Genomic DNA, 20714 nt, shown 5'->3' with positions numbered 1-20714 from the left:
TGTCAGTCCAGTAGCGAAAGGGTGACCGGAGTCTGGTGGTTGTCCTCGACCCGCACCTTGAGCTCGCCTTCGTTCAGGCGGGCGGTCAGGCGTTGGCCGTTGTGGGTCTGGGCGGCGCTGCGGATGGCCTGGCCGCGCTCGTCGAGCAGGATGCTGTAGCCGCGGGCCAGGGTCGCCAGGGGGCTGACCACTTGCAGCGTCTGCAACTGGGCCTGGAAGCGTTGGCGACGATCCTTGAGGATTTCACGCATCGCCCGTGGGAGGCGCTCGGCAAGGCTGTCCAGGCGCTGGCCAAGCAGCTTGAGCGCGCGACCCGGATGTTGCGCGGCCAGGCGTGTGTCGAGCCGGCCCAGGCGCTCGTGGCGCTGGTTCATGTTGAGCATGAAGGCGCGGCGCAGGCGCATGTCCAGGTCGTCCAGGCGCTGGGCCTGCTGGCGTAGGCGCTCGCCGGGATGGCGCAGGCGGCGAGCCAGGCCATCCAGACGCAGGTGATCGTGGGCCAGGCGGTTTTTCATGCGCAGTAACAGGCGCCGCTGCAGGCCGTCCAGGCGCTGCTGCAGGCCGCTGCTGTCCGGTGCCAGCAGTTCGGCGGCCGCCGACGGCGTCGGTGCGCGAACGTCGGCGACGAAGTCGCTGATCGACACGTCGGTTTCATGGCCCACCGCGCTGACGATGGGCGTCACGCAGGCGGCCACGGCGCGCGCGACGTCCTCTTCGTTGAAGCACCAGAGGTCCTCCAGTGAGCCCCCGCCGCGTGCCAGGATCAACGCATCGAAGCCCATGCTGTCGGCCAGGCGCAGGGCGCGCACGATCTGGGTGATGGCTTCCCGGCCCTGTACGGCGGTGGGGATCAGGTTCAGTTCCACCTGCGGGGCCCGGCGGCGGAATACGCTGATAATGTCGCGGATCACCGCGCCGGTGGGGGAGGTGATGATGCCGATGCGACGCGGGTGAGCCGGCAGGGGCTGCTTGCGTTCGGCGCTGAACAGGCCTTCGGCGCCGAGCTTTTCCTTCAATGCTTCGAAGGCCAGGCGCAGGGCGCCATCACCGGCGGGCTCGACGGTGTCGAGGATCAGTTGGTAGTCGCCGCGCCCTTCGAACAGCGAGACCTTGCCACGCACCCTTACCGCCAGGCCATCGCGCAGGGCCTGGCGCACACGCGCGGCGTTTTGCCGGAACAGCGCGCAGCGCACCTGGGCGCCGCTGTCCTTGAGAGTGAAATACATGTGCCCGGAGGCTGGGCGGGCGAGGTTGGATATCTCGCCTTCCACCCAGACGCTGCGGAACACGTCCTCGAGCAGCACGCGGGCGCGGCCGTTGAGCTGGCTGACGGTGAGGACTTCGCGGTCCAGGCCGAGTCGTTCGAAGGGGTCTCTGATCATGGCGGGCATCATAAAGGACATCACGCCTGGTTGTCTGTGTTGGCGCTCGAGCCTTGCATCGCCGAGACGAACTGGCGCACCAGGTCCCCCGCATCTCGTCGACATGCCAGGGCCACGGTGCTCTGGCAAGGCTCATCCAGCGGTACGAAATGCACCGAGACCGGCGCAATGTCGCGCATGCAGGCCGGCAACAGCGCCACCCCGAAACCGGCCTGGATCAGTTGCAGTTGGGTGGTCTTGCGAGAAACGACCTGTGCGGCGCGGGGAAAGAACCCCGCCTTCATGCACAACGAAGCGGACAGATAGCTCAAGCCCCCTCGCTGCCGATGGGGAATGGAGATAAAGCGCTCGTCACGCAATCGCTTCAGGTCCACCTGCGTGGCGTTTGCCAATGGATGGCCGGCCGCCACGGCCAGCAGCAAGGGTTCGCTGAACAGGGTATGGGTCTCCACGTCCTGATGTTGGCGCAATACAGGCAGGCGAAGCAGGCCGATCTCCAGACGTCCTTGGGCGATGTCTTCCAACTGCGCTTCCGACGATTGCTGAGCGATCTCCAGGGAAACGCCGGGGTTGGCCTCCAGATAGCCGGCCAGACGCTCGAGCAGCCGTCCGGTCAACGGAACGGTGCTGGAGTGATTCAGGCGCAGGCTGCCGCGCAAGCCCTGGCCAATCTCCCGGGCCAGGCGTTCGGCTTTGTCCAGATCAGCCAGCAGGTGCCGGGCGCGGTCGAGAAACGCCAGACCGGCAGCGGTCAAGCGTGGCTGGCGGGCAGTGCGCTCGAACAGCGGCGTGCCAAGCTGCTGTTCCAGTTCCTTGATCTGGCGGCTCAAGGCCGATTGGGCAATGTACAGCCGCTCGGCAGCCGCGCTGAAGCTGCCGTTCTCGGCAATTTCCACGAAGTAGCGCAATTGGCGGATGGAGGTCATGGCATGCCTTTTCGAGATGACTGAGGGCGAAAAGGCATATTAGTCGGCATGGCTCATGGCTGGCTAACCTGTCTGCGTCTTGTCAGGAATCACGCCCATGTTTGCCCAACTGCCGTTTTCCGGTCTTGATTGGTTGCCCATCCTGCTAGGGGTTGGCATCGCCTACATCGTCTTTGGCATTGCCGGCTTCGGCACGGCCTTGGTGGCGGGGCCGATACTGATTCATTTCATGCCGTTGTCGCGGATCATCCCGCTGCTGGTGCTACTGGATTTCGTGGCAGCCTTCGGCAACTGGTTACCCTCGCGCAGGGCGGTGGCGCGTAGCGAGCTGTTGAGGTTGCTGCCGTGCATGGCGGTGGGCTGCACCTTGGGCGTGGTCTTCCTACTGCAATTGAAGTCAGACCTTCTGTTGCTGCTGATGGGGCTGTTCGTGACGGGGTATGCCGTGTATGGCCTGGCGATAAAAGTGCGACCCGCGCGGCTGGCAGGCGTCTGGGCCGTGCCGATGGGCACGGCGGGCGGGCTGTTCGGCGCCTTGTTCGGCAGCGGGGGCTTTCTTTATGCGATCTACCTCAATGCGCGGCTGGACTCCACCGAGCAGGCGCGTGCGACCCAGAGTGCGCTGATCAGTTGTAGCACGGTGGTGCGCCTGTCGCTGTTTCTCATCGCCGGGGCGTATGCCGATGCCCATCTGTTGTGGCTTGCGGCATGCCTGCTACCAGTGATGGCCGTCGGGCTCTGGCTAGGTCGGCACTTGAGCGTGAAGCTGTCCCGGGAGGCCTTCGTGCGCTTGGTCACCTGGCTGGTGCTGGCCAGCGGGCTGGCGCTGATCGGTCGCTACCTCGGTGGTTGAGCGGTAGAATCTCATCACTACCGCAGTCCGCAGGCCCGTTTCGTTCATGAACACCCAGAGCATCATCGTTCCCAAACTCTCCACTGTCCCGGTTCACGAAGCCCGCGCTCGGGCGATCCTGCGCTGGCTGGTGCGCGAGAAGATCGTCGAGGAGCAGCTCAGCACCTGTGGCCGCACCGGCAATCGCATGGGCTACGCCTTGGCCAAAGGCGCGCGCAAGGTGGCGCTGCACCCGGAACGACTCCCCTTCGGTGAGCAGGTCAACGGCCTGGAGGTGATGCTCAAGCGCTGCATCTATACGCCCACCGAAGGATTTCTCGAAGAGGCAGGCTGCCCAGAGTGCCGGCGCGAAGTCGGCGAGCCGCTGTTCGAGAGCCTGGAGGAGTGGATGCCTGGGGTGAGCGACAACTTCACATGCCCGCTGTGTGGTTTCGAGGACGACATCAACGGGTTTCTCTTCCTGCAGCCGTGTGCCTTTTCCAACCTGGGCTTCATCTTCAACAACTGGGGCGAGGCCGGGTTCACCCAGGCCTTCCTCGACAGCTTCGCCGACTGGCTGGACCAGCCGGTGGCGGTGGTGCAGGTAAAACTGCCGCAAGGCTGACCGAAGGCCCTTATTTTGCATTGAGCGGCGCGCCGTGGATGAGTATAATGGCGCGCTTCCATTTTTCCCGCCCGGGAGCCCCCGCGATGCTGCGTATCAGCCAAGAAGCCCTGACCTTCGACGATATCCTCCTTGTACCTGGCTATTCCGAGGTACTGCCCAATGAAGTCAGTCTCAAGACCCGTTTGACCCGCGGCATCGAGCTGAACATTCCTCTGGTTTCCGCCGCCATGGATACCGTGACCGAAGCGCGCCTGGCCATCGCCATGGCCCAGGAAGGCGGCATCGGCATCATCCACAAGAACATGACCATCGAGCAGCAGGCTGCCGAAGTGCGCAAGGTCAAGAAGTTCGAGGCCGGCGTGGTCAAGGACCCGATCACCATCGACGCCGACGCCACCGTACGCGACCTGTTCGACCTGACCCGCCTGAACAACATCTCCGGTGTTCCGGTGCTGGAGAACGGCGACCTGGTCGGTATCGTCACCTCCCGTGACGTGCGTTTCGAGAGCCGCCTGGACGCCAAGGTACGTGAAGTGATGACGCCCAAAGAGCGTCTGGTCACTGTGCGTGAAGGCGCCAACAAGAACGAAGTCCGCGAGCTGCTGCACAAGCACCGCCTGGAAAAAGTCCTGATCGTCGACGACAAGTTCAGCCTCAAGGGCATGATGACCGTCAAGGACATCGAAAAAGCCAAGGCCTACCCGCTGGCCAGCAAGGACGACCAAGGTCGCCTGCGTGTCGGCGCCGCGGTCGGTACTGGCAAGGACACCGGCGAGCGCGTTGCCGCCCTGGTGGCCGCCGGCGTTGACGTGGTGGTGGTCGACACCGCCCACGGCCACAGCAAAGGCGTGATCGATCGCGTTCGCTGGGTCAAGGAGACCTACCCGCAAGTGCAGGTGATCGGCGGCAACATCGCCACCGGCGCCGCTGCCAAGGCCCTGGCTGAAGCCGGCGCCGACGCGGTCAAGGTCGGTATCGGCCCAGGCTCTATTTGCACCACCCGTATCGTCGCCGGCGTCGGTGTGCCGCAGATCAGCGCCATCGCCAACGTCGCCGCCGCTCTGGAAGGCACTGGCGTCCCGCTGATCGCCGACGGTGGCATCCGCTTCTCCGGTGACCTGTCCAAGGCCATCGTCGCTGGCGCCTCCTGCGTCATGATGGGTTCGATGTTCGCCGGCACCGAAGAGGCGCCGGGTGAGGTCGAGCTGTTCCAGGGCCGCTCCTACAAGGCTTACCGCGGCATGGGCTCGTTGGGCGCCATGGCACAGGCCCAGGGCTCCTCGGACCGTTACTTCCAGGACTCCTCGGCCGGCGCCGAGAAGCTGGTTCCGGAAGGCATCGAAGGCCGTGTGCCGTACAAGGGCGCCCTGGCTGCGATCATCCACCAACTGATGGGTGGCCTGCGTTCTTCCATGGGCTACACCGGCAGCGCGACCATCGAAGAGATGCGCACCAAGCCTGAGTTCGTGCGCATCACCGGTGCCGGCATGGCCGAGTCCCACGTGCATGACGTGCAGATCACCAAAGAAGCCCCTAACTACCGCGTAGGCTGAGGCTTCCAGCAATACCTGTTAGCGGGGCTGTCACGACAGCCCCGCGTCGTTTCCGATTTCCACTGACGAGATTGAGTCATGGCCCTCGACATTCACGCTCACCGCATCCTGATCCTCGATTTCGGTTCCCAGTACACCCAGTTGATCGCCCGCCGCGTGCGCGAGATCGGTGTCTACTGCGAACTGCACCCGTTCGACATGGACGATGAAGCGATCCGCGAATTCAATCCGCGCGGCATCATCCTCGCTGGCGGCCCCGAGTCGGTCCACGAAGCCAACAGCCCGCGCGCACCGCAAGCGGTCTTCGACCTGAACGTTCCGCTGCTGGGCATCTGCTACGGCATGCAGACCATGGCCGAGCAGATGGGCGGCAAGGTCGAAGGTTCCGACCTGCGCGAGTTCGGCTATGCCCGCGTTGACGTAGTCGGCAAGAGCCGCCTGCTCGACGGCATCGAAGACCACGTCGATGATGACGGCGTACTGGGCCTGGACGTGTGGATGAGCCACGGCGACAAGGTCACCCAGATGCCAGGCAACTTCCACGTGCTGGCCAGCACCCCGAGCTGCCCGATCGCCGGCATGTTCGACGACACCCGTGGCTACTACGGCGTGCAGTTCCACCCGGAAGTGACCCACACCAAGCAGGGCGGTCGCATCCTGTCCCGCTTCGTTCAGGACATCTGCGGCTGTGAAGCCCTGTGGACCCCGTCCAACATCGTTGAAGACGCCATCGCCCAGGTTCGCGAGCAGGTCGGTTCGGCCAACGTGCTGCTGGGCCTGTCCGGCGGTGTCGACTCCTCGGTGGTCGCCGCGCTGCTGCACCGCGCCATCGGCGACCAACTGACCTGCGTCTTCGTCGACAACGGCCTGCTGCGTTTGCACGAAGGCGACCAAGTCATGGCCATGTTCAAAGAGAACATGGGCGTCAAGGTGATCCGTGCCGATGCTGAGCAGCAGTTCCTCGACAACCTGGCTGGCGAGTCGGACCCGGAGAAGAAGCGCAAGATCATCGGCCGCACCTTCATCGACGTGTTCGATGCCGAAGCCAGCAAGCTGGAAAACATCCAGTTCCTCGCCCAAGGCACCATCTACCCGGACGTGATCGAATCGGCTGGCGCCAAGAGCGGCAAGGCCCACGTGATCAAGTCGCACCACAACGTCGGTGGCCTGCCTGAGGAAATGAACCTCAAGCTGGTCGAGCCATTGCGTGAGCTGTTCAAGGACGAAGTGCGCAAGATCGGCCTGGAGCTGGGCCTGCCGTACGACATGGTCTACCGCCACCCGTTCCCGGGCCCAGGCCTGGGCGTGCGCATCCTGGGTGAAGTGAAGAAGGAATACGCCGACATCCTGCGTCGCGCCGACCACATCTTCATCGAAGAGCTGCGCAAGGCCGACTGGTACCACAAGACCAGCCAGGCATTCGTGGTGTTCCAGCCGGTCAAGTCGGTTGGTGTCGTTGGTGATGGCCGTCGCTACGCCTGGGTCGTCGCCCTGCGCGCCGTCGAGACCGTGGACTTCATGACCGCTCGCTGGGCGCACCTGCCTTACGAGCTGCTGGAGACTGTCAGCGGCCGTATCATCAACGAAATCGACGGCATCTCCCGCGTCACCTACGACGTATCGAGCAAGCCGCCAGCCACCATCGAGTGGGAATGATCGGACTGCCAGGGCAACCTGGCACCTGAAGCACCAACAAAAAGCCCGCATATCTGCGGGCTTTTTGTTGGGTGCGCCGCGGTGGATGGCGAGTTCTCGCCAGGTGGTAAATAGTTGGATTTTTCAGAATCGGCAGACTTCGCATGCTATGGCTCCCCTTGCGAAGGAACTGCCGAAATGACCGAACGACGTATTTTTCAGGATTTCTCTAACGAAGTAACAGCCTCCAGGCGCGAGGCGGGCGAGCCCTTTTTGTTGAAGGACTTTGTGAGTCAGCAGGCAGTGGACTACCCGTCGCCTCGCAAATTTGCCCACGATGTGGCCAAGGCCTATGTGCTGCAAATGCTGGCGTTGGATATCGACCCAGACGAGCTGTTCATTACCACCTTGTATATCGATGCCTGGGATCAGGGCGATCAACGCGCGAACATCGCATCGTCCATGACGTTGACCGACGCTCTGATGCGCAATTGGCAGCAACAGGGTGATGGCAGCCTCTTCAGCCATCTTGGAACACTGGAGGACTTCAGGCTCGAAGGTTATCCCACGGTCATCGCCGAAGAGCCGCTTGCACTGGATGATTGTTTCGCCTACGAAGCCATCTATCGCAAAACCACGCCTCAGCGCTTTTCAAGCGATACCCAGGTCCGCCTGGACCCGAAGTCATTCAAGCACTTCGCCTGGCAGGTGGATCTGCAGGCGAAATACCAGAGGCATTTGAAGAACTTCTGGCGCGCTCACGAGCGTGGCTACAACCTGCTGATCAAAGCCTCCATTCTAAGGGCCGCCTTTGTCCAGTATGAAGAAGGGTCGCTGACGCTCGGTGACAAGCAAATGGTGCTCAAGGCTATGGGGCTGCCCGCATCCAGCGCTTGGGAAACGCTGACTTACCAGGTCTTCGAGCAAGGTGCTCTGGATCAACAGGTCGTCAGCATTCGTGAACTGCTGGTTTATCGCTATACAGCCAGCGACATCGTCGTTTTCAAGGATGAACAGTCTGGCCGGCTAGTGGTGTATATCCCCGGGAATTCCTCCCCGCTGCACGGCTTTGAGGACATGCCGGCGTTTTGCGACTGGTTTGCCCTGCAGTGCAGGTTCACTCAGCGGCGCACGGTCCTGGAAGGGCATTTCAAGGCTGAAGACGACCCGGACGGGATATTCGTGTCGGGCCTCAAGACCGTGCTGTTGGGGCTGGGGGCTTTTCCCTCTTGGCATGTGGGCAATTACTCCCGCTGGAATCCGCACGATGAAATTACCCTGGGCCCCGCTATTCGTCCTTGGCCGTTCACGCACTTCAAAAACAATCTGAAAAGCCGCCTGCAGTCCGATGCCTTGCGGCTGATTCGAAGCCGTGCTGCTTACAATCAAGCGCTCGCCGGGGAGGTGTTGTCTACTGCCTTGACCGTCACGAGTATTGTCGCGATGGCAGTACCGGCTCTCTGGCTGCCTGTAGCAGCGATGTCTGCTGCGCTGATCGGCTTGGGAGCCGATGAAGTCGCCAACGGTACCGTCGAGGATCAGGCGCAAGGCAAACGTCGCATCATCTTTGGCATTCTCAACGCCGTGCCAGCCACCCTTGAGATTGCCAAGTCGGCAGGCGCTGCGGCGCGGGTAGGAGAGACGGTCGCTCCAGGCGCGGCGGACGAAATCGGACAAAAGGCAAGTACGCTCACCCCCCAGCAACAGCTGGAAAATGCCGCCACCACGGAACAGCTGGAGCAAGAGCTTGCCAGTCAGCGGGAAGAGCATGCCAGTGAGTCGACCGATGAGCGAAGGGTGCGTCGCGAACATGAGGAGGCGCAAAGGCAGGCGCGTGCGAAGCTCCACGCCCAAACCTTTGACCGTGTGAAAGCCTTTGGTATCGAGCCTGACGGCCTTCGCTCGCTGTCACCCCAATTGCGTGAGGAACTTGCCAAGTTCGAGTACAACGCGCCGCTGGGCGATGGCGGCAAATGGGTGGTGGATGATTTCGGTGCTGTCTATCAGGAAACCGACGAAGCCTCTGGCGCAATCACGCGGTACGCGCGGGTGCATGCCAAGTTGTACCGTGTCGAACGTATCGAGCGCGCAGGGCAGTACAGAATCATTTCTGCAAACGAGGCGAATATCGAAGGCCCTTACCTCAAGCGACTGAAGGGGTTTTACTCTGATATCGATGTCAAACCTGGCCTGCGCGGTGGCGAGAGTTTTATCGACGTCGTGCCGGAAGCTGAGCCCATGCCGGACGTTGTCAAACCGGGCATCACCTTAGTGCGAGCACACCCTCCGGTGCAGATCGAAGTGCCCATGGACGGTATTGAAATACGTCCCGCCTTCGAAGAGGAACAGCAGATAGACACGTACTACGCCATGAACACCGCCAAGGGCACGCGTGTCACCTTCGATGCCGATATCGGGGGGTGGAAATCCTACGATGGGAAGGTCCACTGGTTGAACAATAAAGGCGTCTGGAAGCAGGGCAGTGTGAAGTCGTTTCTAGCGGCCAGGTCATCGCTTCGGTACGGCGTACGTTATGAGATCTACACCTTTCCGCGTATCCCAGGCATCTCGCAGGAAGCTCGGGCAATCAACCGGGAAGTTCATCAGATCTGGTTGGGGGCGCAGGGGCCCAGGGCCGGATTGATTGAAACGATGAAGGCGAACATTCGTGCAAATCCCAGCTTGAAGTTCACCTTGCATCTGGACGTCGACAACGCAGCCTTCACCGGTGAATTGGATCGATTGAAGCAAGCGTTCGCTGAGTTTCCCAACATGGCGGTTTCAGAGCTGGGGGACGAGCCTTTTTTCTCCAGGTTTCTCACCGATGATGAGACGGTGGTGCCTTATCGTTACTTTCGCAGTGGCCAGGGGCAAAACCTGGCGGCCGCCTCGGATATCTTGAGGTATCGCCTGATTCACGAATACGGCGGCATCTACATGGATTGTGACGACGTCATGGTGGAGTCGTTTGAAGCGGCCGAGCTCAACGCTGGCCCGGATGACGTTTTGACGGGCGGGGCGGTTTCGTCACCGAGAATGGGCTTTTACGGCCCAGGCAACAGCCACTTTGCAAGTCACGCCGGGAACCCTGTCCTGCAGGAGATCCAGCAGGCGGCCTATCGACGCTGGATTAATGAGATCGACGCGCTACGTGAGTTGGAAGGTTCGCGTACAGTCGGCGCTGACGGGACCAATCCCTATATGCGCAAGATCTTTGCAATCAGTGGTCCGCAAATGTTCCTCGACACGCTCAAGCGCTTGCGTCCGGATTACGCCGACCTGCTGGACGATGTCTTGAAGCCTAGAGCCGGGATGCGCTCTCTGACGTATCTCGAATTTCGAGATGCGGCTATCGACTTCTACGCCCCCTTCGGCAGACGGTTGAAAATCCGTGCTGGGGCGGAGAACTCCTGGACTTCGACGGCGGTGCAGGCGAGCCACTGAGGAGGGGGCTTCGGCTGGATGCCCTTCTGCGCGTTCGACGCTGCGACAAGGTGATCCAGCCGCCGGCACAAGACTTCACTTAATCTTTCTCAATTGCGGGTGTATCGTATTCGCCCTTCATTGCCAGCACTGCTGGCAGACTGATTGCGCAGAAACGAGGTACCCGCACCGATGTCCTTTACCCGTCGACAAATGCTCAAGGGCCTGACCGGCCTGGTGGTGGTTGGTCTGGGCGCCGGGGGCGCGGCACGTTACTGGCTGGGCAAAGTCGAGGACGAGAACGCCGGACACGACTATGAGCTGATCGCCGCCCCGCTGGAGGTCGAGCTGGTGCCGGGGTTCAAGACCGAGGCTTGGGCCTTTGGCCCATCGGCGCCAGGGACTGAGTTGCGGGTGCGCCAGGGGACCTGGCTGCGGGTGCGTTTCATCAACCACCTGCCGGTGGAGACGACCATCCACTGGCATGGCATTCGCCTGCCGCTGGAAATGGACGGCGTGCCCTTCGTCTCGCAATTGCCGGTCAAGCCAGGCGAGTTCTTCGACTACAAGTTCCGCGTGCCCGATGCCGGCAGCTACTGGTATCACCCGCACGTCAGCAGCTCTGAAGAGCTGGGGCGTGGCTTGGTCGGCCCGCTGATCGTCGAGGAGCGCGAGCCTACGGGTTTCCGGCATGAGCGCACCTTGAGCCTGAAAAACTGGCATGTGGACGAGCAGGGCGCCTGGTTGCCGTTCAGCATTCCCCGCGAAGCTGCACGTAATGGTACGGCCGGGCGCTTGATCACCATCAATGGCCAGGCCGACTCGGTCACGGAACTGCCGGCGGGCCAGGTGGTGCGGGTACGCCTGCTGAACCTGGACAACACCTGGACCTACCGCATCAACCTCAAAGGCAACTGTGAGGCGCGGGTGTATGCACTCGATGGCAACCCCGTCACGCCGCGGGTGCTGGAGGACGACTACTGGCTCGGCCCAGGCATGCGTATCTGCCTGGCGATCCGCATTCCCGAGGCGGGCGAGGAGGTTTCCTTGCGTGACGGCTTCGTGCGGTTGGGGACCTTGCGTTCGGTCGCCAGCAACGAGGCGCCGGGCGACTGGCCCAAGGCGCTGCCGGCCAATCCCATCGCCGAACCGGACATGGAGAATGCCGAGAAGCTCAACTTCAATTTCGAATGGGCTGGCAAAGTGTCGGTGGGTACCGAGAATGGTCGACCGCCAAGCCTGTGGCAGATCAATGGCCAAGCTTGGGACATCACCGACAAGACTTGTGCCGATCGCCCGATCGCCACGCTCAAGAAGGGCAAGAGCTACATCTTCGAATTCAAGAACATGACCCAGTACCAGCACCCGATTCACCTGCATGGCATGAGTTTCAAGGTGATCGCTTCAAATCGCCGGAAGATCGTCGAGCCTTGGTTCACCGACACCTACCTGCTGGGCAAGAACGAACGTGCCCAGGTGGCGCTGGTGGCCGATAACCCGGGTACCTGGATGTTCCATTGCCATGTGATCGATCACATGGAAACCGGCCTGATGGCCGCGATCGCGGTGGTCTGATGCGTCCGCAAATCATCGATCGCAGCCGCGATCAGGAATTCATGCAAATGGCCCTGGTCCTCGCCGCACAGGGGGCGGCCATGGGCGAGGTGCCGGTTGGCGCGGTGCTGGTGCAGCATGGCCAGGTCATCGGGCAGGGCTTCAACCGTCCGATCACCGACAGCGATCCCAGTGCGCACGCCGAAATGGTGGCCATTCGTGCTGCCGCGAAGGCCGCCAGCAACTACCGGCTGCCCGGCAGCACGCTGTACGTGACGTTGGAGCCATGCAGCATGTGTGCGGGGCTGATCGTGCATTCGCGCATTGCCCGGGTGGTTTATGGCGCGCTGGAGCCCAAGGCCGGGATCGTGCAGAGCCAAGGGCAGTTCTTTACCCAGGGTTTCCTGAACCACCGGGTGATGTTCGAAGGAGGGGTGCTGGCCGAGGCGTGTGGGCAGATCCTGAGCGACTTCTTCAAGGCCAGACGGGCCAAGGGGTGATGCTCTGGTCGGTGTGGGGCACCGATTTACGGCCGCTTCGCATCCGATCGCGGTGCAAGGCCGCTCAGGTACTGCGGTGTGCTTTTGATTACATCGGTGATGGCTGTTCGGCCGGCTTGTCCTTGTTGACCCCCGGCACGTGCAGATTGCCTTCGGCCACCTGGCCTTCGAGCTGCGGCTGGGTCACCCAGGTGAGGATGTCGTAGTAGCGGCGGATGTTGGCCACGAAGTGCACCGGCTCGCCGCCGCGGGCGTAGCCGTAGCGCGTCTTGCGGTACCACTGCTTTTGCGACAGGCGCGGCAGCATCTTCTTCACGTCAAGCCATTTGTTCGGGTTCAGGCCTTCGCGCTTGGCCAGCATGCGGGCATCGTCCAAGTGGCCGCTGCCGACGTTGTAGGCGGCCAGGGCGAACCAGGTGCGATCGGGCTCTTTGATGCTCTCGTCGAGCTGGTCCTTGACCACCATGAAGTACTTGGCACCGCCCTGGATGCTCTGTTTCGGGTCCAGGCGATTGGACACGCCCATGGCCTGGGCAGTGCGTTGGGTCAGCATCATCAGGCCGCGTACGCCGGTCTTGGAGGTGACCTCCGGCTGCCACATGGACTCCTGATAACCGATCGCGGCCAGCAGGCGCCAGTCCACCTGCTCGGTCTTGGCGGTGGCGCGAAAGTGCTTCTCGTACTTGGGCAGGCGCTGCTGCAGGTGCTGGGCGAACGTGTAGGCGCCCACATAGCCGAGGACGTCGACATGGCCGTAGTAGCGATCCTTCAGGCGCTGAAGGGTGCCGTTCTTCTGCGACTTGTCGAGAAACTCGTTGACCTCGTTGAGCAGGCTGTTGTCCTCGCCAGCGGCGACCGCCCAGCGTTGATCGCGGGAATCGCCGAGGTCGAAGGCCACCCGGACATTGGGGAAGTAGACCTGGTTCATGGCCAGTTCGTTGGAATCCACCAGGGTCAGGTCGATCTGACCTTCATCGACCATGCGCAGGAGGTCAACGACCTCGACCGCGTCGGACTCTTCGTATTCCAGGGCAGGGTTCTGCTTTTTCAGTTCGGCCAGTTGATCGGCGTGGCTGCTGCCCTTGAGCACCATGATCTTCTTGCCGATGAGCCCCTTGACGTTGGTGGGGCGTGAGCGGCCATTGCGGTAGATGACCTGCGGGGTCACCTCCAGATAGGGGTGGGAGAATCTCGCCTGGGTCTTGCGTTTTTCGCTGCTGACCAACCCGGCGGCGGCCAGCACCGGGCCGGACGGCTTGCCCAACTGGTCGAACAGTTCATCGAGGCTGTCGGCGGTCTCGATCTCGAGCTTCACGCCCAGGTCGTCGGCGAAACGCTTGACCAGCTCGTATTCGAAGCCGGTTTCACCGTTGCGGTCCTGGAAATAGGTGGCCGGACTGTTGCGGGTTATCACGCGCAGCACACCGTCCTCCTTGACGCGCTCGAGGGTGCTGGGTTTTTCAACACAGGCACCGAGCAGCAGGAAGAGTCCGGTTGCGAAGAGCCATCTGGCGCAGCGCTGGCGCAAAGCAGTGAGGGCGAACATAGGTTGCAGTATACGCAAAGGACCGGCCCCGCCATATCTCGACAATGGTTGGCAGGTCTGCTAGTTGATTCAAGCGGCAAGCGATAAGCGAAAAGCAGACCGTGGCGGCCTGCATTTTCTTTGTGCTCGAGGCTTGCAGCTCGAAGCTGCATTTCTGACCCCGAAGTCCGGTTCCGCCGCCCGGCAGCATTGGCTTAGAGCGGGTGCCGAAAGTCTGCGAATTAGGCTAGAATGCACGGCCTCTAAGCACACCCCTTCCTGAGGCTGTCCCGACGATGTTGATCCTGCGCGGCGCTCCTGCCCTTTCTGCCTTCCGCCACGGTAAGTTACTCGAGCAACTGAGCCAGAAAGTCCCCGCTGTTACTGGTTTGTATGCCGAATTCGCCCACTTCGCCGATGTCGATGGCGAGCTGACCGCCGACCAGCAGCAGGTGCTGGGGCGTCTGCTCAAATACGGTCCGAGCGTTCCGGTCCAGGAGCCGGCCGGTCGCCTGTTCCTGGTGGTCCCGCGCCTGGGCACCATTTCGCCCTGGGCCAGCAAGGCCAGCGACATCGCTCACAACTGCGGCCTGCAGAGCATCCAGCGCCTGGAGCGCGGTATCGCCTACTACGTCGCCGGTGAGCTCTCCGATGCCGACGCCGCGCTGATCGCCGCCGAGCTGCACGACCGCATGACCCAGCGCGTGCTGGCCCGTCTGGAAGACGCCGCGGACCTGTTCAGCCATGCCCAGCCCAAGCCGATGACCTCCGTGGACATCCTCGGTGGTGGCCGCGCCGCGCTGGCCCAGGCCAACATCGACCTGGGCCTGGCCCTGGCCGAAGACGAGATCGACTACCTGGTCAATGCCTTCCAGGGCCTCAAGCGCAACCCGAACGACATCGAACTGATGATGTTCGCCCAGGCCAACTCCGAACACTGCCGCCACAAGATCTTCAACGCCAGTTGGGACATCGACGGCCAGGCTCAGGAAAAGAGCCTGTTCGGCATGATCAAGAACACCTACCAGATGCACAGCGAAGGCGTGCTGTCCGCATACAAGGACAACGCCTCGGTCATCGTAGGCAACGTGGCGGGCCGCTTCTTCCCGAACCCTGAAACCCGTCAGTACGGCGCGGTGCAGGAGCCGGTGCACATCCTGATGAAGGTCGAGACCCACAACCACCCGACCGCCATCGCCCCGTTCTCCGGCGCCTCCACCGGCTCCGGCGGCGAGATCCGCGACGAAGGCGCGACCGGTCGTGGCGCCAAGCCCAAGGCCGGCCTGACCGGCTTCACCGTTTCCAACCTGCGCATCCCGGGCTTCGAACAGCCGTGGGAGCAGGCCTATGGCAAGCCGGGCCGCATCGTCGACGCCCTCGATATCATGGTCGAAGGCCCCCTGGGCGGCGCCGCGTTCAACAACGAGTTCGGCCGTCCGGCCCTGACCGGCTACTTCCGTACCTTCGAGCAGGCCATCGACACCCCGCGTGGTGAAGAAGTGCGTGGCTACCACAAGCCGATCATGCTCGCTGGCGGCATGGGCAATATCCGTGAAGATCACGTGCAGAAGGGCGAGATCACGGTCGGCGCCAAGCTGATCGTGCTCGGTGGCCCAGCCATGCTGATCGGCCTGGGCGGCGGCGCGGCTTCGTCGGTTGCCACCGGCGCCAGCTCCGCGGACCTGGACTTCGCCTCGGTACAGCGCGAAAACCCTGAAATGGAACGCCGTTGCCAGGAGGTCATCGACCGCTGCTGGCAGCTGGGCGACAAGAACCCGATCGCTTTCATTCACGACGTTGGCGCCGGCGGTATTTCCAACGCCTTCCCCGAGCTGGTCAACGACGGTGGTCGTGGTGGCCGTTTCGAACTGCGCAACGTGCCCAACGACGAGCCGGGCATGGCCCCGCACGAGATCTGGAGCAACGAGTCCCAGGAGCGTTACGTGCTGGCGGTCAGCGCCGAGGACTTCGAGCGCTTCAAGGCCATCTGCGAGCGCGAGCGTTGCCCGTTCGCCGTGGTTGGCGAAGCCACCGAGGAAAAACACCTCACCGTCACCGACAGCCATTTCGACAACACCCCGGTGGACATGCCGCTGGACGTGCTGTTGGGCAAGCCGCCGCGCATGCACCGGTCGGTCACCCGCGAAGCCGAGCTGGGCGATGACTTCGACCCGAGCGCGCTGGATCTGGACAACGCCGTCGAGCGCGTCCTGCATCACCCGGCTGTCGCCAGCAAGAGTTTCCTGATCACCATCGGTGATCGCACCATCACCGGCCTGGTCGCCCGCGACCAAATGGTCGGTCCGTGGCAGGTTCCGGTGGCCGACTGCGCCGTCACCGCCACCAGCTTCGACGTCTACACCGGTGAAGCCATGGCCATGGGCGAGCGCACCCCGCTGGCACTGCTCGATGCCCCGGCCTCCGGTCGCATGGCCATCGGCGAGGTGCTGACCAACCTGGCCGGTGCCCGTATCGAGAAGCTGTCCGACATCAAACTGTCGGCCAACTGGATGTCCGCAGCCGGTCACCCAGGTGAAGACGCGCGTCTGTACGACACCGTCAAGGCGGTCGGCATGGAGCTGTGCCCTGAGTTGGGCCTGACCATTCCGGTCGGCAAGGACTCCATGTCGATGAAGACCAAGTGGAGCGAGGACGGCGTCGAGAAGAGCGTCACCGCCCCGATGTCGCTGATCGTCAGCGGCTTCGCCCCGGTGGTCGACATCCGTGACACCCTGACCCCGCAACTGCGCATGGACAAGGGCGAGACTGATCTGATCCTGATCGACCTGGGCCGCGGCAAGAACCGCATGGGCGCCTCGATCCTGGCACAGACCTTCGGCAAGCTCGGCGCCCAGGCGCCGGACGTCGATGATGCCGAAGACCTCAAGGCCTTCTTCGCGGTCATCCAGGGCCTGAACGCCGACGGCCACCTGCTGGCCTACCACGACCGTTCCGACGGCGGCCTGCTGGTCAGCGTGCTGGAAATGGCCTTTGCCGGCCACTGTGGCCTGGACCTGCACCTCGACCCGCTGACCGACAGCCGCGGTGAAGTGCCGGCCATCCTCTTCAACGAAGAGCTCGGTGCGGTGATCCAGGTTCGCCAGGACGCCACCCCGGACGTGCTGGCACAGTTCAGTGCCGCAGGCCTGGACGACTGCGTCGCGGTGATCGGCAAGCCGGTCAACAACGGCGAAGTGTCCATCAGCCTGAACGGCGAAGTGCTGTTCGACGACCAGCGTCGTCTGCTGCAGCGTCAGTGGGCCGAGACCAGCTACCAGATCCAGCGTCTGCGCGACAACGCCGACTGCGCCGATCAGGAATTCGACGTTCTGCTGGAAGAAGAGAACCCAGGCCTGTCGGTCAAGCTGGGCTTCGATGTCAACGACGACATCGCTGCGCCCTACATCAAGAAGGGTGTGCGCCCGCAAGTGGCCATCCTGCGTGAGCAGGGCGTCAACGGCCAGGTCGAGATGGCTGCCGCCTTCGACCGCGCAGGCTTTGCCGCCATCGACGTGCACATGAGCGATATTCTCGCCGGTCGCGTCGACTTCGAAGCCTTCAAGGGCCTGGTGGCCTGCGGCGGCTTCTCCTACGGTGACGTACTGGGCGCCGGTGAGGGCTGGGCCAAGTCAGCGCTGTTCAACAGCCGCGCCCGTGAAGCCTTCCAGGCATTCTTCGAGCGCAACGACAGCTTCGCCCTGGGCGTGTGCAACGGTTGCCAGATGATGTCCAACCTGCACGAGCTGATCCCGGGCACCGAGTACTGGCCGCACTTCGTGCGCAACCGCTCGGAGCAGTTCGAGGCGCGCGTGGCGATGGTCGAGGTGCAGAAGTCCAACTCGATCTTCCTGCAGGGCATGGCCGGTTCGCACATGCCGATCGCTATCGCCCACGGTGAAGGCCATGCCGAGTTCGCCAGCGAAGAAGCCCTGCTGGAAGCCGACCTGTCTGGTTGCGTGGCCCTGCGCTTCGTCGACAACCACGGCAAGGTCACCGAGGCCTATCCGGCCAACCCGAACGGCTCGCCGCGTGGTATCACCGGTCTCACCAGCCGCGACGGTCGCGTGACCATCATGATGCCGCACCCTGAGCGTGTGTTCCGTGCCGTGCAGAACTCCTGGCGTCCGGACGAGTGGCAGGAAGACGGTGCCTGGATGCGCATGTTCCGCAATGCGCGCGTCTGGGTGAACTAAGCGTGTACAAGCTCGCCTTCTTCGTGCCGCCGAGCCATGTGGAAGTGGTCAAGGCCGCTGTGTTCGCCGCAGGCGGCGGACGCATCGGCGACTATGACCACTGCGCCTGGCAGACGCAGGGCCTGGGCCAGTTCCGGCCGTTGGACGGCAGCCAGCCGTACCTTGGGCAGACCGGTCAAGTCGAGCAGGTGGAGGAGTGGAAGGTCGAGTTGGTGGTGGCTGACGAACTGGTCGCCCAGGTTGTCGCCGCGCTCAAGGCGAGCCACCCGTACGAGACGCCAGCCTATGAGGTCTGGCGCCTCGCCGAGTTCTGATCACCCGCGCGTGATATCGAGAGGGGCTGCGTAGCGGCCCCTTTCTTTTCATGGCATCAGGCGATGCCGATTTCTCCCCCATCCTTACGCTGAATCACCACGGTCGATGACCGGGGCCGAACGCGGCTGCCCGTAGGCGTGGCCTCGGTGGCGATGTCGCTGTGCGGCCAGTTGGCCGGGTGCTGGATGTTGACGAACAAGGTCTTGTTGTCCGGCGTGAAGGTGATGCCGGTCACTTCGCAGCCGTTCGGGCCCACGAAGAAGCGGCGCAGGTCTGCCTGGTTGCGGGCATCGATCGGCACCTGCCTGCCGTTGGCATCCACCAGGTCGGTGGGAATCACCGCGAGCAACTGGTCGTTGGTATAGCGGGTCACGCTCGATTCGCCGTTATCGGTCTCGAACCACAGCACACCACGGCTATCGAAGCTCATCCCGTCGGGGCTGGCGAACTGGTTCAGTTCGGTCAGGCCCGAACGATTGATGTCGGTACCACCGTCGGCATTGCCACCAAAGACGAAGATGTCCCAGGTGAAGCTGCGCTGATCGTCACTGTCATGCCAGCGGATGATATGGCCGTGGCGGTTCGGCCCGCGTGGGTTGGCGGCATCGACTTTTGCGGCTGTGCGCTCGCTGTTGTTGGTCAAGGTGACATAGGCGTCGCCATTGAGTGGGTTGACGGCTGTCCACTCCGGACGGTCCATGGGCGTTGCCCCCACTGCATCGCCAGCCCCGCGGGTGTTGAGGATGATCCCGGCCAGGTCGCCATACAGCGCGCCCAGGGTGCTGCTGGCGGTCGTGGCAGTGCTGGGTGCCAGCAGCAACCAGTGCCCGGTGCCATCAGCATCGAAGCGCGCCACATAGAGCTTGCCGTGGTCAAGGTACTTGGCGCCGGTGGCCAGTCGGTCGCTGGGGGTGGCGTCGGCAGGATCCCAGACGGCATCGGAGACGAACTTGTACAGGTACTCGTTGTTGGAGTCGTCGCCCATGTACCAGACCAGCGGCTTGCCGGCGACCGGCAGCCCAGGGCAACAGCCCTCATGGCGGAACCGGCCCAACGCAGTGCGTTTGACCGCTCGCGTGCGGGCATCGTAGGGGTCGATCTCGATGATGTAGCCATAGGTGCTGGCTTCGTTGCGGTAGTCGTCGGTGGCGCTGGCGCCGCGTGGCGTGATGTCGAAACGGGCGAACTCGTCATGGGCCTCGCTGCGGTCACCTGCGGCGCTTTCCCAACCGTACTGGCCGCTCGAGGTGGCGACGCCGATGCGCACTTGGTCGGCAGGGCGTGTGCCTTTATTGACGAAGATGCCAGGCCAGTTTTCCTCGCACGTGAGGTAGGTGCCCCAAGGGGTGTAGCCATTGCCGCAGTTGTTGTTGGTGCCTCGGCATTGGGTGCCGGCGGGCGAGAATCGGGTCTTGACGTGATCGCTGCCGCGCAGAGGGCCGGCGATGTCCATCAACGAGGCGGTGGTGAAGCGGCGGTTGAGCGGATCGTTATCCACCACCTGCCAGCGCCCGTTGAGCTTGCGCAGGCGCACCACACCGGCGCCGTGGGCGTTGATCTCCTTGCGCACTTCTTCGGCCGGGCGCTTGCCATTGGCAGTGGTGGTCGGGCCGTTCGGATGCAGCGCGGCGGGGTCGATGTATTCGAAGTTGATTGCCAGCAGGCCATCGTCGGAACGCCCACCGATGGGGAAGAAGTGCATGCCGTCGTGGTGCATGCCCATGGCGTTGGCCTGGTCCGTGGAGCTGTTGCTGCCGTCGGGTTTCCAGGGGGTGGCCTTGCTGTTCAGTGGTGTGCCCCAGGGCGCCAGGACATAGGCACTGTAGCCGGCAGCCACGGCGCAGCCATCGGTGCGCGAACCGGGGATGGATTGGAACCCCAGTTTGAGCCTGGGCGTTGCGGGACGAGCCGGAGCGGGCGTGCCTCGATTGGCGCCGCTGCCAAGGCAGCCAGACAGGCCTGCCCCTGCAATCAGGGCGATGGCCGCACCCAAACTGCCGCGCATGACACTGCGCCGGCTCAGGTAGGCGTCCATGACACTGGCCATTGGCAGGTTGCCGCTGTGGTTGCGGTCAAGGTTATCGCCGCTTTCTCGACTCATCAGGGTGTCCTTGCATTGCTGAGTTAAAGGAAGACCGCGACTTTAGAACGCAAAGTATGACGATTTTTTGGCAAAAACATGAAAGGAGGGCCATAAGCCGTTCTCCAGGGCCTGGATTGGTTTTCAGAATGTGTGGCGGCCAGCGTG

At 62.9% G+C, this 20714-nt stretch carries 13 protein-coding genes; 9 read left to right on the top strand and 4 right to left on the bottom strand.

Features of this window, described 5'->3' with window-relative positions:
* Nucleotides 1-2: 2 nt before the first annotated feature.
* The gene (xseA, locus tag ACNFCH_RS04735) at nt 3-1382 is read right to left on the bottom strand and encodes an exodeoxyribonuclease VII large subunit (RefSeq protein ID WP_337158862.1); all 1380 of its coding nucleotides are present in this window, start codon (nt 1380-1382) and stop codon (nt 3-5) included.
* Nucleotides 1383-1402: 20 nt separating this feature from the next.
* On the bottom strand, nt 1403-2308 hold the full coding sequence (locus tag ACNFCH_RS04730) for a LysR family transcriptional regulator (protein WP_337158863.1): 906 nt from the start codon (nt 2306-2308) through the stop codon (nt 1403-1405).
* A gap of 97 nt (nt 2309-2405) precedes the next feature.
* Here ACNFCH_RS04730 and ACNFCH_RS04725 point away from each other — a divergent pair, with 97 nt between their 5' ends.
* The 7 genes from ACNFCH_RS04725 to tadA all read left to right on the top strand — a co-directional run bounded on the left by ACNFCH_RS04725 (nt 2406) and on the right by tadA (nt 12433).
* Complete coding sequence (locus tag ACNFCH_RS04725; protein WP_416742356.1) at nt 2406-3161, top strand: sulfite exporter TauE/SafE family protein; 756 nt, start codon at nt 2406-2408, stop codon at nt 3159-3161.
* A gap of 46 nt (nt 3162-3207) precedes the next feature.
* Nucleotides 3208-3765, top strand: coding sequence for a sugar ABC transporter ATPase (locus tag ACNFCH_RS04720; protein WP_416742355.1), 558 nt, complete (start codon nt 3208-3210; stop codon nt 3763-3765).
* 86 nt (nt 3766-3851) lie between these two features.
* Nucleotides 3852-5321, top strand: coding sequence for an IMP dehydrogenase (gene guaB / locus ACNFCH_RS04715; protein WP_070093173.1), 1470 nt, complete (start codon nt 3852-3854; stop codon nt 5319-5321).
* A 78-nt stretch (nt 5322-5399) separates the two neighbouring features.
* Entirely contained in the window at nt 5400-6977 is a 1578-nt protein-coding gene (gene guaA / locus ACNFCH_RS04710; protein ID WP_337158865.1) for a glutamine-hydrolyzing GMP synthase, read from the top strand.
* 177 nt (nt 6978-7154) lie between these two features.
* Nucleotides 7155-10400, top strand: coding sequence for a dermonecrotic toxin domain-containing protein (locus tag ACNFCH_RS04705; protein ID WP_416742354.1), 3246 nt, complete (start codon nt 7155-7157; stop codon nt 10398-10400).
* 171 nt (nt 10401-10571) lie between these two features.
* On the top strand, nt 10572-11954 hold the full coding sequence (locus ACNFCH_RS04700; protein ID WP_337158867.1) for a multicopper oxidase family protein: 1383 nt from the start codon (nt 10572-10574) through the stop codon (nt 11952-11954).
* The gene (gene tadA, locus ACNFCH_RS04695) at nt 11954-12433 is read left to right on the top strand and encodes a tRNA adenosine(34) deaminase TadA (RefSeq protein WP_337158868.1); all 480 of its coding nucleotides are present in this window, start codon (nt 11954-11956) and stop codon (nt 12431-12433) included. The genes ACNFCH_RS04700 and tadA overlap by 1 nt, the downstream gene beginning before the upstream one ends.
* Nucleotides 12434-12521: 88 nt before the next feature.
* Here tadA and mltF read toward each other — a convergent pair whose 3' ends face one another.
* A complete protein-coding gene (mltF, locus tag ACNFCH_RS04690; protein ID WP_196162842.1) occupies nt 12522-13979 on the bottom strand; it encodes a membrane-bound lytic murein transglycosylase MltF in 1458 nt (485 codons plus the stop codon).
* Between the two features lie 275 nt (nt 13980-14254).
* On the opposite strand from mltF, the gene purL reads away from it, so the two are divergent.
* Both purL and cutA read left to right on the top strand, forming a co-directional pair.
* The gene (purL, locus tag ACNFCH_RS04685; protein WP_337158869.1) at nt 14255-18151 is read left to right on the top strand and encodes a phosphoribosylformylglycinamidine synthase; all 3897 of its coding nucleotides are present in this window, start codon (nt 14255-14257) and stop codon (nt 18149-18151) included.
* 2 nt (nt 18152-18153) lie between these two features.
* Nucleotides 18154-18465 (top strand): divalent cation tolerance protein CutA, encoded by a 312-nt coding sequence (gene cutA, locus ACNFCH_RS04680; RefSeq protein ID WP_416742353.1) that lies wholly within the window; start codon nt 18154-18156, stop codon nt 18463-18465.
* 56 nt (nt 18466-18521) lie between these two features.
* Here the strand turns inward: cutA and ACNFCH_RS04675 are convergent, their stop codons facing one another.
* Nucleotides 18522-20567, bottom strand: coding sequence for a PhoX family protein (locus ACNFCH_RS04675; RefSeq protein WP_416742352.1), 2046 nt, complete (start codon nt 20565-20567; stop codon nt 18522-18524).
* Nucleotides 20568-20714 lie beyond the last annotated feature (147 nt).

It is taken from the genome of Pseudomonas sp. NY15354, from assembly GCF_048068075.1.
GTDB classification, from domain to species: domain Bacteria; phylum Pseudomonadota; class Gammaproteobacteria; order Pseudomonadales; family Pseudomonadaceae; genus Aquipseudomonas; species Aquipseudomonas guariconensis_C.
The sequence above is the reverse complement of the archived record's forward strand: the minus strand, read 5'-3'. Positions and strand labels throughout refer to the sequence as shown.

Excerpts from the sequence above, each read along its gene's own strand:
- xseA (WP_337158862.1), bottom strand. The coding sequence starts at position 1,382 with ATGATCAGAGACCCCTTCGAACGACTCGGCCTGGACCGCGAAGTCCTC.
- ACNFCH_RS04725 (WP_416742356.1), top strand. The coding sequence starts at position 2,406 with ATGTTTGCCCAACTGCCGTTTTCCGGTCTTGATTGGTTGCCCATCCTG.
- ACNFCH_RS04720 (WP_416742355.1), top strand. The coding sequence starts at position 3,208 with ATGAACACCCAGAGCATCATCGTTCCCAAACTCTCCACTGTCCCGGTT.
- ACNFCH_RS04705 (WP_416742354.1), top strand. The coding sequence starts at position 7,155 with ATGACCGAACGACGTATTTTTCAGGATTTCTCTAACGAAGTAACAGCC.
- guaB (WP_070093173.1), top strand. The coding sequence starts at position 3,852 with ATGCTGCGTATCAGCCAAGAAGCCCTGACCTTCGACGATATCCTCCTT.
- tadA (WP_337158868.1), top strand. The coding sequence starts at position 11,954 with ATGCGTCCGCAAATCATCGATCGCAGCCGCGATCAGGAATTCATGCAA.
- ACNFCH_RS04730 (WP_337158863.1), bottom strand. The coding sequence starts at position 2,308 with ATGACCTCCATCCGCCAATTGCGCTACTTCGTGGAAATTGCCGAGAAC.
- guaA (WP_337158865.1), top strand. The coding sequence starts at position 5,400 with ATGGCCCTCGACATTCACGCTCACCGCATCCTGATCCTCGATTTCGGT.
- ACNFCH_RS04675 (WP_416742352.1), bottom strand. The coding sequence starts at position 20,567 with ATGAGTCGAGAAAGCGGCGATAACCTTGACCGCAACCACAGCGGCAAC.
- purL (WP_337158869.1), top strand. The coding sequence starts at position 14,255 with ATGTTGATCCTGCGCGGCGCTCCTGCCCTTTCTGCCTTCCGCCACGGT.
- ACNFCH_RS04700 (WP_337158867.1), top strand. The coding sequence starts at position 10,572 with ATGTCCTTTACCCGTCGACAAATGCTCAAGGGCCTGACCGGCCTGGTG.
- mltF (WP_196162842.1), bottom strand. The coding sequence starts at position 13,979 with ATGTTCGCCCTCACTGCTTTGCGCCAGCGCTGCGCCAGATGGCTCTTC.